Origin of the sequence: Natronolimnobius baerhuensis (assembly GCF_002177135.1) — an archaeon.
GTDB lineage: Archaea > Halobacteriota > Halobacteria > Halobacteriales > Natrialbaceae > Natronolimnobius > Natronolimnobius baerhuensis.
Genome location: NZ_MWPH01000001.1, coordinates 463697 through 478157 on the forward strand (window position 1 = coordinate 463697; position 14461 = coordinate 478157).

Genomic DNA, 14461 nt, shown 5'->3' on the forward strand with positions numbered 1-14461 from the left:
GCGACTCCGCGGCACACTCGATCGAGCCGCCGCTCGCATGCTCGATGCGACGGTCCTCGAGCGGATCGGAATCGCGATCGGCTCGACGGTATCGGCGCTGCTCATCGGGCTGGTAATCGTCGCGATTTCGGGATACAATCCGGTGACGTTCGCCAGTCAGTTGCTCGTCGGGTCGTTCGGCAGCGAACGGGCCGTGGCACGAACGCTACGCTATTCGGTGCTGTTCGTGCTGGCCGGCGTCGCAGTCGCAATCGCGTTCCGCGCGGGCGTGTTCAACATCGGCGTCCAGGGCCAGTTCATCGTCGGCGGGTTCGCGACCGTCGTCTCGATCATCATGCTCGCGCCGTTCCTGCCGAACGGAACGGGCGGTGGGGTCGCCCTGATGCTTATTGGTACCGTCGCGGCGATTGTCGCAGGCGGGCTGTACGCGGCGCTTCCGGGCGTGTTGAAGGCCTACGGCGGCGCGAACGAGATCATCACGACGATCATGCTGAACTTCATCGCCATCGGCTTCGTCGGCTGGCTCGTCGCCGGCCGGTTCGGCGACCCACAGGCGACGGCGACGCGAACCGAACACCTACCGGACAACGTCGGCTTCCCATCGGTCGTCTTCGACGATCCGAACCTCTCGATTGTCGGCATTCTGCTGACGCTGGCCGTCGTCGCGCTCATTGCGACCGTCATGACTCGAACCAGTTTCGGCTACGACATGGTGACGAGCGGAACACAGGAAGCCGCCGCAACCTACTCCGGGGTCGACGCCAAGCGGATGATCGTCTCGACGATGACCCTTTCCGGAATGGTCTCCGGACTGGCGGGCGCGATTTTCGCCATCATGATTCAGGGCTACTTTACCGATCCATCGGGCATCGGCAACTACGGGTTCGACGCCATCGCTGTGAGCCTGCTCGCGGCGAACAACCCAATCGGTGTCGTCCCCGCCGGATTGCTCTTTGGCGGCCTCGAGTCGGCGGGTTCGCACATCCAGATCAGCAGCGACGTGCCGGTGCAACTGATCGACGGCATCGTCGGCCTCGTCGTGCTGTTCGTCGCCGTCCCGGAACTGTTCAGGATGATCGCCAGGCGGACCGGACTGGGGGGTGAAAACGAATGAGCGTCGTCGACTACGCCAACCACCGGCGGGTTCGACTCGGCGCAGTCGTCCTCGCCGCGACGCTCATCGCGCTCGCAGTCGTCGGCACCCAGACCGACGTCGCCCTCGAGCGGCTGTTCACGCTCGGGTTTTTGACCCGCTCGCTCGAGATGGCGACGCCGATCACGCTCGCGGCCGTCGGCGGCCTCTACGCCGAGAAAAGCGGCGTCTTCAACATCGGCCTCGAGGGGTTCATGATCTTCGGGGCGTTCACCGCCGCGGCGAGCATGTATGCCATCGGCGGTACGGCCTCGACGCAGGTTCACGTCTGGTCCGCGATCGGCATTTCGGTGCTGATTACGGCGGTGATGACGACCGTCTTCGCCGTGCTCGTGATCCGGTACAAAGCGGACCAGATCGTCGCGGGGCTGGCCGTCTGGTTCATCGGCCTCGGGTTCGCGCCCTTCACTGCGTCAATCATCTGGGGGAGCCAATCCAGTCCCGGCCTCTCGAGCGTCGGGACACTCCCGTTCGGCCAGTCGCCACTGGTCGTCCTGACCGTTGTCATCGTGGTTGCCGCCTGGTACGTCCTCTATCGCACCCGCTATGGCTACTGGGTGCAGGCGGCCGGGGAGAACCCCGAGGCGCTCGACACCGCGGGGGTCAACGTCAATCGCGTCCGCTACGCGACGGTGATTTTTTCCGGAATGATGGCTGGACTGGGCGGGGCCGTGTTGCTCGCCCATGAGGGGAACTTCGTCGGCACCGGAGACACGATGGTCGAGGGTCGCGGCTGGATCGCCATCGTCGCCTACCTGTTCGGCAACTACAACCCGATTGGGGCGGCCGCGGCTGCGTTACTATTCGGCGGGCTGGACATGCTGAACGTCCAGTTCCAGACGGTCGGCATCGAGGTATCCGCACGGCTGGTCAACCTCCTGCCGTACGTCGCCGTCATCGTCGTGCTCTCGGCATGGGGCAAGACGCGGATGCCCTCGTCCGTCGGCGAGCCCTACGAGAGCGAGGACTAACGGCAATCAGTTCTCACACCTTTCTTTGGCCGACTGAGTCTGTTTTGGTACAGCCGAACCCGTTCGGCTACGGCCTTTCCTCGCTCGAGGCCTTCTTCGACGAGTACGATGTCGAAGAGATGCTCATCGCTGAAACCGAGGCCGAAGCGACGGCTCATGGCTGGGCGCCGCCGCCGGACGATCTCCCCGGCACGTGGCGAAAGAATCCGGAAGGCGAGCAAACCCGACCCTACGCCCGCGTCTGTCTCAACGGCCGGTTCAACGAACACGCCGCCGGATTCGAGACGGTACTCGAGGACGGGGACCGGGTTGCACTCATCTATCCGTTCATGTTCTGCTGTTGAGCCCCCGGACCGACGCTGCGTTGTCGGCTTACAATAATTTCTTAGCCGTCCCACTCGGCGAGTACAGCCGTGTGATCGTCAGTCGGTGACTGCCAGATCACCCGGACTGGCTCATCATCGACCGCTCCCTCACTGAGACAGGTCGTCAGACTCGAGCCAGCGTCGACGACGCCATCCTCGAGGCCGGTCGTTTCGTGGCCCTTAGGATCTGCCCACGTCGTCGGCGTACTCTTTGCTGGTGAGTGCAGAGAGAGCTCGTCGGCTGGGATCGAATCGCCAGCGACGTGGGTCACGGTGACGCCGTCGCCATCGCACTCGGTCTCGTCGAACGCGAAGCCGGCAATCGACTGTGGCTCGGGCGGTTCATCGGCGAAGCCGATCAGTGCGGCGTGAACCGTTCCTGCCAGAATAATCGTAATCGCAACCATCAGGACGACGCCGATGACGGGCGTCACCGCCGTCTCAGCGTCACGAAACCGTTGTGTTGACCCCCACGGAGAACGCATACGCTGGGACTCGCCAGCCGTGGTCGTTGTTATACCGTGATTATCACTGCACAAGAACGTCGTACCCTCGAGATAGTCGTCCTTGCAACCCAGTAGTCACCGGCAAACCCCAGCGCCAACCCGAACATCTCGGGCCGAGGCGAACATGTCTGTGTCTTCTATCGCCCTGGGAACGAGAGCAGACCTTTCGTGTGACTCGCACCAACTCCCGCCAATGCGACCTGGTCAGTCACTCGACACGACCGCCCGCCCGCTGGTGCTCATCTGGGAAGTCACGCAAGCCTGCGGGCTGGCCTGTGACCACTGCCGGGCCGACGCACAGGAACTGCGCCATCCCGACGAACTCTCGACCGCCGAGGGAAAACGCCTGCTCGAGGACGTTGCCGCGTTCGGCGAGGGCCAGCTCGTCGTCCTCTCGGGTGGCGACCCGCTCATCCGCGACGACCTCGAGGAACTGGTCGCCTACGGCACCAAGTTGGGAGTCACGATGACGATCACACCGAGCGGGACACGCTCGCTGACCGCCGAGCGCATTCGGGCGCTCGCGGACGCCGGCCTCACCCGGATGGCTGTCAGCCTCGACGGCGCGACGCCGGACAGTCACGACGACTTTCGCGGCGAGGATGGAAGCTTCGACGAAACCCTCGCGGCCGTCGAACACGCCCGCGCAGTCGGTCTGCCAGTCCAGGTCAACACGACCGTCTGCGACGCAACCGTCGACGAACTGCCCGCGATCCGCGACCTGCTCCGTGAAATCGGTATCGTGCTTTGGAGTGTCTTCTTTCTCGTCCCCGTCGGCCGCGGGCGCATCCTCGAGCCAATCGATCCCGAAACGGCCGATGCGGTGATGGCCTGGCTCCATGCTGTCAGCACCGAGGAACCCTTCGGCGTCAAGACGACGGAAGCGCCACAGTATCGACGTGTCGCACTCCAGCGCCGGACGAACGGCGACGAGTCGTCAGCAGCCACAGAAAGCGCCACCCGCCGAGCCGGCATCATCGCCGGCGACGGCTTCGCGTTCGTCAGCCACACCGGCGAGGTCTTTCCCTCCGGTTTCCTGCCCGAATCGGCCGGCAACGTCCTCGAGCACCCAATTACCGACATCTACCGACACTCGGACCTATTCGAATCGCTTCGGGACCGTGACCGACTCGAGGGCAAATGCGGTGCCTGTCCGTATCGGAACGTCTGCGGTGGCAGCCGCTCTCGAGCGTTCGCGACGACTGGAAATCCGCTCGCAAGCGATCCGCTCTGCCCGTTCGTTCCCGACGGGTACGACGGCCCGCTGCCGTGGGATGGACACTCTGATCACGCTGTCGGCGACTGACATTCTAGTAAAACAATTCGAGCGCGGTTCGACGACTGCCCGACAGATGGCTGACCAGGCTCCACCAGCACGGCGATGCCGAACTGCGTGTGTCGGGCGGCCGTCGACGCTCGAGACGGAATCGAACCAACGCAACTATTCGTGACGGTCGATCCGGTCACGCGAGACGCGAGCCCTCGAGGCCCGTCTGTGTCCGCGTGCAGTTGCCGTTTCGCGACACCGACCGTGAGTGTTTGCCTGCACATGTTCAGTGCTGGCAGTCGCTGTCCCTACTCGAGGACGACGAGCACGTCGCCCATATCGACGCTCTGGTCCTCTTCAATTGCGATCTCGGTGACCGTTCCGCCGCGGGAGGCGACGATGTCGTTTTCCATCTTCATCGCCTCGAGGACGACGAGCACGTCGCCGGCGGCGACCTCGTCACCTTCCTCGACTTCGATGTCGAGAATCGTCCCCTGCATCTCGGCGTCGACCGTTTCACCGTCGCCGCTGAGGTCTGTGTCATCGCTCGAGCCGCCTGCGGGCTGTGGTGGACCTGACGGATTTCCGGCGTCGACATCGCCCGTCGGAATCGCTGGCGCGCCGTGTTCTGCGAGTTCGACCTCGAAGCGCTTGCCGTTGACCTCGACGGTGAACTCGCGCTCGACGGTCTCCTCGTCGTCGCTCGAGCCATCGCCGATGTCGCCGCCCCACTGCGACTGGGCCTCTTCGATGCGGCTCTCGTCGAGTTCCTCGTCGAGATACTTCGTCGTGTGCGTGCTCTCGACGAACGCCTCGTCGGTCAGCATTAGGCGATGGAACGGGATGATCGTCGGGATTCCCTCGATATCGTACTCGCGCAGCGCGCGCAGCGAGCGCTCGATGCAGTCGTTTCGGTCCTCGCCCCAGACGATCAGTTTCGCGATCATCGAGTCGTAGTCGGTCACGAGGTCGTCGCCCTGCCGCAGCGCATCGTCCATGCGGACGCCGATACCGCCCGGTGGATCGTACACCTCGAGCGTGCCGCCCGTTGCGGGGGCGAAGTCCTCGGCGGCGTTTTCGGCGTTGATCCGGAACTCCATGGCGTGGCCGTCGAACTCGACGTCGTCCTGAGCGAAATCGACTTCCTCGCCCGCCGCAATCTGAATCTGGCGCTTGACGATGTCGAGGCCCGTGATCTCTTCGGTGACGGTGTGTTCGACCTGAATCCGCGTGTTGACCTCGAGGAAGTAGAAGTTCGTGTCGGGACCAAGCGGTTCGTCGGGGCTGCGGCCGGGTTCTTCCTCGACGAGAAACTCGACGGTCCCGGCGTTGGTGTACTCCGCGGCGGAAACACCGCGGCGGGCAGCCTCGCCGATTTTCTCGCGCAGTTCGTCCGTTAGCGCCGCCGAGGGGCCCTCCTCGATGACCTTCTGGTGACGCCGCTGCAGGGAGCAGTCCCGTTCGCCCAGATGGCGCACGTTGCCGTGTTCGTCGGCCAGAATCTGGACTTCGATGTGACGCGGGTGCTCGAGGTAGCGCTCGAGGTAGACCGAGTCGTTATCGAAGTAGGCCTCACCCTCGCGTTTGGCGCTCTCGAGTTGGTCTTCGACCTCGCTTTCATCGCGGACGACCTTCATCCCGCGGCCGCCGCCACCGCCTTCGGCCTTGATGGCGATGGGGTAGCCGTGTTCCTCGCCAAAGGCTTCGACTTCTGCGGGTTCGGTGACCGGATCGGTCGTCCCGGGAACGATTGGCACGTCGGCGTCGTCCATGATCGTCCGCGCTTTAGTCTTCTCGCCGAGGCTCTCCATCGCCGCTGCGGAGGGGCCGATCCAGGTGATTCCCTCGGCCGCTTCGACTTTCGCTGCGAACTCGGCGTTCTCTGCGAGGAAGCCGTAGCCGGGGTGGATCGCGTCGGCGTCGGCCTTGCGGGCGGCCTCGATGACGGCCTCGTGATCCAGATAGGAGTCAGCCGCTCGGGCCGGCCCGACGTTGTACGCCTCGTCGGCGTAGCGAACGTGGCCACCGTCTGTGTCGGCCTCGGAATATATTGCGACGGTTCCGACGTTCAGTTCCTCGCATGCCCGCATCACTCTGACGGCGATCTCGCCGCGGTTCGCCACCAAGACCTTCCTGAACATTCTTGCGCAAACAGTTGCCCGGCGAGTACCTTACTTTTTCGCAACGGATAGCGTGCTCATCGTTGCGTGGCCCTCGAGAACGGCGATTGTAATCAATTTGTCTTGTTGGCCGCGTTTTGACAGTCCATCGCTACTGTGTCTGGCAATCACACAGGCGTCTCGAAACGAAACCCTTAGAATAGTCCCTCGCCACAATTGAAATGAACTCGCAGTCAGTCTTTGACTGGGTGCGACTCCACACTGAGGCGGCCACAGCGGCGAGGTACCTCCCGTACCCATCCCGAACACGGCAGATAAGCTCGCCTGCGTGTCGGCAACTACTGGAGTGGGCGACCCTCTGGGAACGTCGACTCGCCGCCTTGCTCTTCATATTCCAGTTTTACACCTCGAGCAGACGCGCTGTTGTGCTCGAGTCTCGTGTAATCGCCTCGAGTGCGTAGAACAGAGTCAGAACCGATCTGTCCGCCCTGCGGCCGACCACGCGTCCGTTGGCGCGTCACGAGGGACGCGAGCGAGTCGTTGTTGCTGAGCGCGCACGCGGCCGCTGAACGCCCAGCGTTTGCCATCCCAGCTCTCTTGGTCACTCGCGGCTGCAGCGGCGACGGCCAGCGCCTGATCGTGCAGGTGCGCGCCGACGGCAGCGACAATTGCCGCCGCCTCTTCCTCGTCTGCGTCGTCAGGCAGCGTGATATCGACCTCGGACAGGAGCGACGGCTCGAGTCCGTCACACACCTGTGTGTCCGTGGACGCGCTGGCGTCGGTCGTCTCCGTCTGATTTTGTGATGCCATCGAACTCGCTTACAGCGGGATGTTCCCGTGTTTCTTGTCCGGGTTCGATTCGCGTTTCGTCTCCAGCATCTCGAGGTCGGCGATCAGTCGCGGGCGGGTTTCGGTGGGGACGATCACGTCGTCTAAGAAGCCCTTGTCCGTCGCCGTGTAGGGGTTGGCGAACTCCTCGCGGTACTCTTCGATGAGTTCGTCGCGCAGGGCGTCGGGGTCGTCGGCTTCGGCGAGTTCGTCGCGATAGAGAATGTTGACCGCACCCTGTGGACCCATCACCGCGATTTCGGCGGTCGGCCAGGCGTAGTTGACGTCCGCGCCGAGATTCTTCGAGGCCATGACACAGTAGGCCCCGCCGTAGGCTTTGCGCGTGATAACCGTCAGCAGCGGGACGGTCGCCTCGGCGTACGCATAGAGCAGTTTCGCGCCGTGGCGGATGATCCCGCGGTGTTCCTGATCCGTCCCGGGCATGTAGCCGGGGACGTCAACGAAGGTCACGATTGGGATATTAAAGGAGTCACAGAAGCGTATGAATCTCGAGCCCTTCATCGAGGAGTCGACCGTGAGCGTGCCTGCATTGACTCGAGGCTGGTTCGCGACGATGCCGACCGAGCGACCGTCGAGGCGGCCGAAGCCGACGACGAGTTCTGCCGCGAAGTTGTCTGCGACTTCGAAAAAGGAGCCCTCGTCGACCACGCTGTCGACGACATCGACCATGTTGTAGGGCTTCTGCGGACTCGAGGGGACGATGGATTTGAGCTCATCGTCGCGTCGGTCGGGGTCGTCCCACGGCTCGACGCGTGGCGGGTCCTCGACGTTGTTCTGTGGGAGATACGAGAGCAGGCGCTTCATATCGTCGAGTGCCTGCTCTTCGCTGTCGCAGGCGAACTGGGCGACGCCTGTTTTGCCGGCGTGAGTCATCGCGCCGCCGAGTTCCTCGTGAGTCACGTCCTCGCCGGTGACGGTCTTGGTAACGCCGGGGCCGGTGATGTACATGTGACTCGTGTCTTTGACCATGAAGATGAAGTCGGTAATCGACGGCGAGTAGACGGCTCCACCCGCGCAGGGCCCCATGATCCCCGAAATCTGTGGGATAACGCCACTGGCTTCCTGATTTCGGTTGAAGATTTCGGTGAAGCCAGCGAGGGACTTGACGCCTTCCTGAATGCGTGCGCCTGCGGAGTCGTTGAGCCCGATCACGGGCGCACCGACTTCCATGGCCATATCCATGACTTTGCAGATCTTCTCGGCGAACACCTCGCCGAGCGAGCCGCCGAAGACGGTAAAGTCGTGTGCGAAGACGAACGTCGTCCGGCCGTTGACCTTCCCGTAGCCCGTGACGACGCCGTCGCCCGGAATCTTCTGTTCTTCCATTCCGAACTGGCTCGTCTGGTGGGTCCGGAGTTGGTCGAACTCCGTAAACGTGCCCTCATCAAGGAAGTAGTCGATCCGCTCGCGAGCGGTCATCTTCCCCTTGTCGTGTTGTTTGTCGATTCGTTCCTCGCCACCACCCAGGCGAGCCTCCTCGCGGCGCTCCTCGAGGTCGTCGATGCGGTCTTCCATCGTCACGTCTGGAACACCCCAGTCGGTTGCATACCGCGTTGTGTGAGCACCAACTGGAAAAGGATTCCGTAACACTATCACGACCTTTCTCCAATCTAGTAACAAGTATAGGTCATATTTAGAAAAGTTATATAGTCCTGCTATTTTAAAGTGACACAGCATGGCACGAGAAACATGGGCAACACGTACAGGCTTCATCCTCGCCGCGGTCGGGAGTGCGGTGGGGCTTGGCAACATCTGGCGATTCCCGTTCGTCACTGGTGAGGGCGGTGGTGCAGCATTCCTCGTGGTGTACTTGCTGTTTGTCGCACTCGTTGGCTTCCCGGCGATTCTTGTCGAGTTCGTCGTCGGTCGTCACACCGACCGAAACCCGGTCGGCGCACTGATACAGTTGGGTGGGGACGCCTGGAAGTATATCGGCGGCGTCTTCATCGTCACTGGGTTCGTGATCCTCTCGTACTACAGCGTCGTCGCTGGCTGGTTTATTCGATACTTCCTCGAGGGTTTCCGAGGAAGCTACGCAGGCCATCTCGAGGGGTACGAAGCGGCTGCAGCTGAGGCGGGAGCACCCGCAGCAGAGTTGATGTTCGGAGATCTGTCGACTGGACTGTTCGCGTTCGTGTTCCACACGATCTTCATGGCAGTGACAATCGGGATCGTCGCGCTCGGGATCCGTCGCGGTATTGAAGTCGCGACGAAAGCGATGGTTCCCGCGATAATCATCCTGCTCGCTGGAATGGCGGTCTGGGCGTTCACGCTTCCCGACTCCGGAGCCGGCTACGAGTACTACCTCTCGCCGGAGTTCAGCGTCATCGCCGATAACTGGACGACACTGCTGCCAGCAGCGGCTGGACAGGCGTTCTTTACGCTTTCGCTCGGCATGGGTGTGATGATCACCTACGCGTCCTACCTCGGTGAGGATCGAAATCTGACCAAAGACGCTGGGACGATCATCGGGTTCGACACCGGTATCGCATTCTTGACCGGGCTGGTCGTCTTCCCGGTCTTCTTTTCGGCTGGGATCACCGAGCCGGGTGAGGGTGGTGCCGGAGCGATCTTCATCTCGATGACCCAAGCGTTCGCTGACATCTCCGGTGGGCACATCCTTGGGCTTGTCTTCTTTGGAACCGTCGCAATCGCCGCACTCTCGAGTGCAATTTCGCTCCTCGAGGTCGTCACCGCGTACGTAATCGATGAGAAAAACGTCGAGCGCTGGAAGGCAGCCCTCGGGATGGGTGGTGTCATCTACTTGCTTGGCGTGCCGGTAACCTACGATCTGATCTTCCTTGACCTGCTGGACCTGTTCGCCGACGGCATCTTGCTCGTGTTCGGCGCGCTGGTGTTGATGATTCTGGTTGGCTGGATCGCACCGAACTTCGCCGTCAAGGAACTCTCGAAAGGCATTGGCGATCTCGGCTCGCTCGGCCAGGCATGGATCTGGGTCGTTCGAATCCCGATCATTATCGTCCTCATCGTCACGCTGGCACTCGGCATCGTCGACTACGTCGATTTCTTGACGGGGGACTTCGCTGGCTGGCTCGACGAGAACCTCTAACCCAGTATAGACCACCAACGCAGCGACACATCAATCATTTTTCAGCGCCGATACAACGCTCGAGAGTCCCAACCGTCGCCAGTCAAACCGCTCCGCTCGAGTTTGTATTAGCTGCCGCTGTGTTTCTGGCTCCGCTAGCATCGTCACCGGCACATCGACCGAGCGTGACTCACACTGACTCGTACGGCCCCAACCGTGTTCCATCGAGGAGATACGCCTCACCGTCCGCGATTCCATCGGGTAAAAACGGCGAGAGAAACGACTGCGCTGCGAGATTGATCCACGTCCCACCCACGAGGTCGTTAAACGCCGGCAGGACCACCAGTCGCGGCGGTTCCGCACTCGAGTCCGCGAGCCACGAAACGTCCTCGTAGCCGCCGTGGTCGCGAAACGGCGTCGGATCGACACGCCCGCGGAGCCACGCGCGTTCGACGCGACTGCCGCCGACTTCGTCCTTGAGGCGTACGCAGGGATGTTCGTGGCCACAACAGAGTACGTCGCACTCGAGAACGTCAGCTGCGGGCCAGGTGTGGCCGTGACAGACGCCGATGCCGTCAAGGGCGATGCCATCGCCGGGAACGACGCTGACGCTCGCGTTGGGATCACCAACTTCCGCGTCGCCGTCGGCTCCGAACCACGTCTCGAGGTTCCCGTCGTGATTGCCCTTGACGACTGTGACGTCGATAGTCGTTGGAAGCGACTCGAGCAAGACCTCGAGTTCGCCGCGTTCGGCCCCGCCGGGGTCGCCAATCGAGTGCATCAGATCGCCGAGGACGACGAGTCGGTCGGCCGCCGTTCGCTCACAGAGCGCGAGCAGTCGCTCTCGACGTTCGGGTGCCTTGCTCGGAACGTCGACGCCGCGCTCGTATCGCAGGCCGGCCTCGTAGCCGGCGTGGTAGTCCGCGACGAGCAGCGCGCGCTCACCGTCGACTGTGGCCGTCGCGGCTGGCTCGCCGGGGACGGGTTCGACGCGGACGCGACGCCCTCGAGTCATCGGCGGCGATTAGATCGGCTTCAGCGAGTCGCCGTTCGGTTCGTAACACTGCCCACCCATGAGCGCGTCCTGAATCGCGTCTTCGACCTCGTCCTCGGAGACGCTGATCTCGCTCGCAACGGTATCGACGAGCTCCGACCGGTCGGCTCCGTCGCCGTCGTCGAGGTCGCTCATGGTGTCGATGACGTAGTCCTGCAGATCGACATCCTCGGCGGGTTCGTCATCATCGGCGTCGTCGCCATCGTCCGCCGTTTCGTCTTCGGTTGTCGACGCCTCGGCAGACTCGCTGTCAGCGTCGGACTCGTCGGACTCGCTGGCCTCGAGGCCTGACTCTGGCGGAACTCCAATGTCGTCGTCGGCATCGGCGATATCGTCAGCGCCGTCTGCAGCAGTGTCTACAGGTTCGCCTGCCGCAGCATCGTCGGCGGCTGGCTCATCGGGTTCAGCATCGACTTCAACGTCAATACCGGCCTCGCCGGGTTCTTCGACCTCCGAACCGGTCGTGAACTCCGCGCCGAATTGCTCCTCGAGTTGTTCGCGCTCGTCGTCGTCCATCTCATACATGCCGGTGTCACCGGCATCGAAGTCGCCGAGGTCGTCGTCGGCGTCTGCGGCGGCCTCCGCCTCGTCGAACGTCGCCGTTGTCTCGTCCGTCTCGGCTGTCGCTGCCGATGACGCAGACTCGCTCTCGAGATCTGATTCAGTCTCGGCGGCGTCAGGGTCCGACTCTGGCTCGGGTTCGGACGCTGGTTCCGCTTCGGGGCCGGAGTCGGATGCAGGTTCCACGTCGGGTTCGGATTCGCTGTCCGGCGCTGACTCGCTTGGAGTCTCCGCTTCGCTCTCGAGGTCGTCGCTGGCGTCAGCAGTCGCTGATTCCGACTCCTCGAGTTCCGACTCAGCGTCGATGTCAACGGGTTCAGCGGTCGACTCAGTCGATCCGGTTGCAGTTCCAGCGACAGACGAGTCGTCGATGGACTCAGTGCCAACAGATTCGGTTTCTGCGGACGTCTCGATAGACGCGGCGTCCGACGGCTCGTCCGGAACCGCCGCCTCGAGCGCCTTGAGGTCGAGACTCGAGAGCGCCGAAAGCGAGTCAAACGTCGCGGCGTCGTAGTCGGGCGCTGACTGCTCCGGCTGGGCGGTGAACGACCCGACCTGATCGCGCTCGCCGGCGACGACTTCGACGGCCTCCTCGGCGCAGTCGCGTAGGGCGGCGAGATACGACGGCGTCGTCCCGTAGGCGTCCTGTGCGAGCGGGATTCCCGCCGCGAGACCGGGTTCGACGTCGGCCTCGAGAAGCGCGTCGCTCAGCTCCTCGCCGCCCGCGTCTACGTTGGCTGCAGCGGCGTAGGTCCCGATTCGCTCGAGCGTCTGCTCGGCCGCGCTGACGACCCAGCGGTCGCGGGTGTCGGCATCGACCGTCGCGATGCTTTCGGGCCGGATCGAGGTGTACACCTGGTCCGAATCGTCGGGCTGGAACGTCCGGGCCTTGCCGGTGACCGCGACGAACGCGGGCGGCTCGAGGGACTCGAGCGTGGCGAGTTCGTCGGGCTGGTACTGGCCGGCGTAGACGACGAACGCGCCCGTCGGGTCGACGACGCGTGCGCGAAGCATTTCGTCGTTAACCGCGGTGATCTCGGTCAGCGTGCCGACCGCGAACAGGCGGTTGACTCGCGCGCCGGTCGGGGCGATGACGTAGTTCGGCGCGCGCTCTTCGTCGCTTTCGGTGTGCGAAACGGAGGCGTCGTCGTACTCGGCCGCAAAGAGCCGGTAGGCGACTTCGCGTCCGGGAATTACCTCGTCCTCGTCGGTGGCGCTCATGCGTCCACCTCCTCGAGTTCGGCGGCAGTTCCATCGATTTCCTCGAGGAACGCGCTCGCGCGCGTTTCGGGGTCGTCGTCGCTCTCGGCGAAGGACTCGGCGTCGAGATTCGCGCCGTACTCGTCGACCGAGAGGTGCCCGCGGACGCGGTACTCGCGGCCGACGATTTCCTCACGAATTGTGTCGGCGACGACTTCCTGGTCCATCGCTTCGCGGGCGGCCTCGAGCGCATCGTCCAAGGTGCCGCCGTAGACGTCTTCGGTGATCTCGTCGTCCAACACGGCGGTGACGGTACCGGTTCCGTCGTCGACGATGGCTTTGACGCGCAGGTCGTCGACACCGTCGACGCTGCCGTGGGTTCGACACTGGCCTTTCTGGATGACGCGGTAGCACTCGGGACAGCGCTGGATGAGCCCCGAGCCGTCGCGGATGGCGATGACGTTGCCGACGACTTCCACGTCGTAGACGCCGCCCGTGCGGACGGCCTCGCCGACGCCCATCGTTGTCGTGTCCGCGCCCACGTCGATCTCGCGCTCGAGTGCGGCAACCGTCGAAAACTCCGAGACGTTGACTTCGGGGACGCCGCGGAACTCCTGGACGTAGGCGTTTTCGATGCGGACCGTTCCGCCGTCTTCGATCTCCGGAGCAGGGTCCCAGTTCGTAAAGGGCAGTCGGCCGCTCTCGTCGCCGAAGACGCCGCTCAGGATATCTGTCTCGCCGTCGCGGCCATCGATTGTCCGGCGTTCGCACTCCACGACGGAGACCTCGACAGTTGCCGCGCGGTCGCCCGTCTCGAGGTCGGCGAGGTCGGATTCCCCGCCGATTTCGTGGGGTACCTCGAGTCCGTCCTCATCGAACGAAATGGACGTGCTCTCGCCGAGGTTGAGTTCGGGTTCGCCGTCCCACTCGCGGACGTTCGCGTTGCCCGCGGTGATGGTGTCGCCCGGCGAGAGACCGAAGTCCTCCCACGAGGTGTAATCGACCGTGCCGGTCTCGTCTGCGAGGCGGCCCTCGACGATGACGTGATCGTCGCCCTGGTAGCGGATCGACCGCTTGCCAGCAGAGAGGACGACACCCGTAACAGTCACGCTGCTATCGTCGGGCGTGATGTCGGCGATGTCCTTGGCTGACGGCGTGCCGCCACCGGCACTACTTCCGTCGCCGTACTTCCGGCGAAGGCTCTGTTTGGCCTCGTCGATTGGCACGCTGTACTCCACTAAGTTCTGCAGGTCGGCTGTGACCTCCTCTTTGTCGACACCGAGGTCGGAGGCAAGATCCTCGGCATGATTCTCGAGTTCCATTCGTCCGTAATTGGTGTGGTGGATTTAAAAGCGTTCCCGCGAGA

11 protein-coding genes, 1 rRNA gene and 1 pseudogene are annotated in these 14461 nt (G+C 63.3%); 6 read left to right on the forward strand and 7 right to left on the reverse strand.

Annotated elements, in window-relative coordinates:
* The first annotated feature begins 37 nt into the window (after nucleotides 1–37).
* From B2G88_RS02300 to B2G88_RS02310, 3 genes and pseudogenes are all read left to right on the forward strand, one after another.
* The gene (locus B2G88_RS02300; RefSeq protein ID WP_087714278.1) at nucleotides 38–1114 is read left to right on the forward strand and encodes an ABC transporter permease; all 1077 of its coding nucleotides are present in this window, start codon (nucleotides 38–40) and stop codon (nucleotides 1112–1114) included.
* Nucleotides 1111–2124, forward strand: a complete 1014-nt coding sequence (locus B2G88_RS02305; protein ID WP_087713861.1) for an ABC transporter permease — start codon at nucleotides 1111–1113, stop codon at nucleotides 2122–2124. The genes B2G88_RS02300 and B2G88_RS02305 overlap by 4 nt, the downstream gene beginning before the upstream one ends.
* Before the next feature lie 83 nt (nucleotides 2125–2207).
* Nucleotides 2208–2468: pseudogene (locus B2G88_RS02310) on the forward strand (pterin cluster protein); the annotation flags it as partial.
* 41 nt (nucleotides 2469–2509) lie between these two features.
* Here the strand turns inward: B2G88_RS02310 and B2G88_RS02315 are convergent.
* Nucleotides 2510–2974: a type IV pilin gene (locus B2G88_RS02315; RefSeq protein ID WP_087713862.1), complete on the reverse strand. Its 465-nt coding sequence runs from the start codon at nucleotides 2972–2974 to the stop codon at nucleotides 2510–2512.
* A gap of 214 nt (nucleotides 2975–3188) precedes the next feature.
* On the opposite strand from B2G88_RS02315, the gene B2G88_RS02320 reads away from it, so the two are divergent.
* The gene (locus tag B2G88_RS02320; protein WP_087713863.1) at nucleotides 3189–4301 is read left to right on the forward strand and encodes a TIGR04053 family radical SAM/SPASM domain-containing protein; all 1113 of its coding nucleotides are present in this window, start codon (nucleotides 3189–3191) and stop codon (nucleotides 4299–4301) included.
* 269 nt (nucleotides 4302–4570) lie between these two features.
* On the opposite strand, the gene B2G88_RS02325 is transcribed toward B2G88_RS02320, so the two are convergent.
* A complete protein-coding gene (locus B2G88_RS02325) occupies nucleotides 4571–6403 on the reverse strand; it encodes an acetyl-CoA carboxylase biotin carboxylase subunit (protein ID WP_054864135.1) in 1833 nt (610 codons plus the stop codon).
* 241 nt (nucleotides 6404–6644) lie between these two features.
* Here B2G88_RS02325 and rrf point away from each other — a divergent pair.
* Nucleotides 6645–6766, forward strand: a 5S ribosomal RNA gene (gene rrf / locus B2G88_RS02330).
* Nucleotides 6767–6850: 84 nt separating this feature from the next.
* Here rrf and B2G88_RS02335 read toward each other — a convergent pair.
* Both B2G88_RS02335 and B2G88_RS02340 read right to left on the reverse strand, forming a co-directional pair.
* Nucleotides 6851–7192 carry a hypothetical protein gene (locus tag B2G88_RS02335; protein WP_054864134.1) on the reverse strand — a complete coding sequence of 114 codons (342 nt, stop codon included), beginning with the start codon at nucleotides 7190–7192 and terminating at the stop codon, nucleotides 6851–6853.
* A gap of 9 nt (nucleotides 7193–7201) precedes the next feature.
* Complete coding sequence (locus B2G88_RS02340) at nucleotides 7202–8746, reverse strand: acyl-CoA carboxylase subunit beta (protein WP_087713864.1); 1545 nt, start codon at nucleotides 8744–8746, stop codon at nucleotides 7202–7204.
* A 160-nt stretch (nucleotides 8747–8906) separates the two neighbouring features.
* Between B2G88_RS02340 and B2G88_RS02345 the strand changes: the two genes are divergently transcribed.
* On the forward strand, nucleotides 8907–10301 hold the full coding sequence (locus B2G88_RS02345; RefSeq protein ID WP_054864133.1) for a sodium-dependent transporter: 1395 nt from the start codon (nucleotides 8907–8909) through the stop codon (nucleotides 10299–10301).
* 169 nt (nucleotides 10302–10470) lie between these two features.
* Here the strand turns inward: B2G88_RS02345 and B2G88_RS02350 are convergent, their stop codons facing one another.
* The 3 genes from B2G88_RS02350 to B2G88_RS02360 are packed head-to-tail and all read right to left on the reverse strand — an operon-like array spanning nucleotide 10471 to nucleotide 14417.
* Nucleotides 10471–11295, reverse strand: a complete 825-nt coding sequence (locus B2G88_RS02350) for a metallophosphoesterase (RefSeq protein WP_087713865.1) — start codon at nucleotides 11293–11295, stop codon at nucleotides 10471–10473.
* A gap of 9 nt (nucleotides 11296–11304) precedes the next feature.
* Entirely contained in the window at nucleotides 11305–13116 is a 1812-nt protein-coding gene (locus B2G88_RS02355; protein WP_087713866.1) for a hypothetical protein, read from the reverse strand.
* Nucleotides 13113–14417 carry a Single-stranded DNA binding protein gene (locus B2G88_RS02360; protein WP_087713867.1) on the reverse strand — a complete coding sequence of 435 codons (1305 nt, stop codon included), beginning with the start codon at nucleotides 14415–14417 and terminating at the stop codon, nucleotides 13113–13115. Before B2G88_RS02360 ends, B2G88_RS02355 begins: the two co-directional genes overlap by 4 nt.
* Between the last annotated feature and the right edge of the window lie 44 nt (nucleotides 14418–14461).

Excerpts from the sequence above, each read along its gene's own strand:
- B2G88_RS02345 (WP_054864133.1), top strand. The coding sequence starts at position 8,907 with ATGGCACGAGAAACATGGGCAACACGTACAGGCTTCATCCTCGCCGCG.
- B2G88_RS02340 (WP_087713864.1), bottom strand. The coding sequence starts at position 8,746 with ATGGAAGACCGCATCGACGACCTCGAGGAGCGCCGCGAGGAGGCTCGC.
- B2G88_RS02320 (WP_087713863.1), top strand. The coding sequence starts at position 3,189 with ATGCGACCTGGTCAGTCACTCGACACGACCGCCCGCCCGCTGGTGCTC.
- B2G88_RS02305 (WP_087713861.1), top strand. The coding sequence starts at position 1,111 with ATGAGCGTCGTCGACTACGCCAACCACCGGCGGGTTCGACTCGGCGCA.
- B2G88_RS02315 (WP_087713862.1), bottom strand. The coding sequence starts at position 2,974 with ATGCGTTCTCCGTGGGGGTCAACACAACGGTTTCGTGACGCTGAGACG.
- B2G88_RS02335 (WP_054864134.1), bottom strand. The coding sequence starts at position 7,192 with ATGGCATCACAAAATCAGACGGAGACGACCGACGCCAGCGCGTCCACG.
- B2G88_RS02325 (WP_054864135.1), bottom strand. The coding sequence starts at position 6,403 with ATGTTCAGGAAGGTCTTGGTGGCGAACCGCGGCGAGATCGCCGTCAGA.
- B2G88_RS02350 (WP_087713865.1), bottom strand. The coding sequence starts at position 11,295 with ATGACTCGAGGGCGTCGCGTCCGCGTCGAACCCGTCCCCGGCGAGCCA.
- B2G88_RS02300 (WP_087714278.1), top strand. The coding sequence starts at position 38 with ATGCTCGATGCGACGGTCCTCGAGCGGATCGGAATCGCGATCGGCTCG.
- B2G88_RS02355 (WP_087713866.1), bottom strand. The coding sequence starts at position 13,116 with ATGAGCGCCACCGACGAGGACGAGGTAATTCCCGGACGCGAAGTCGCC.
- B2G88_RS02360 (WP_087713867.1), bottom strand. The coding sequence starts at position 14,417 with ATGGAACTCGAGAATCATGCCGAGGATCTTGCCTCCGACCTCGGTGTC.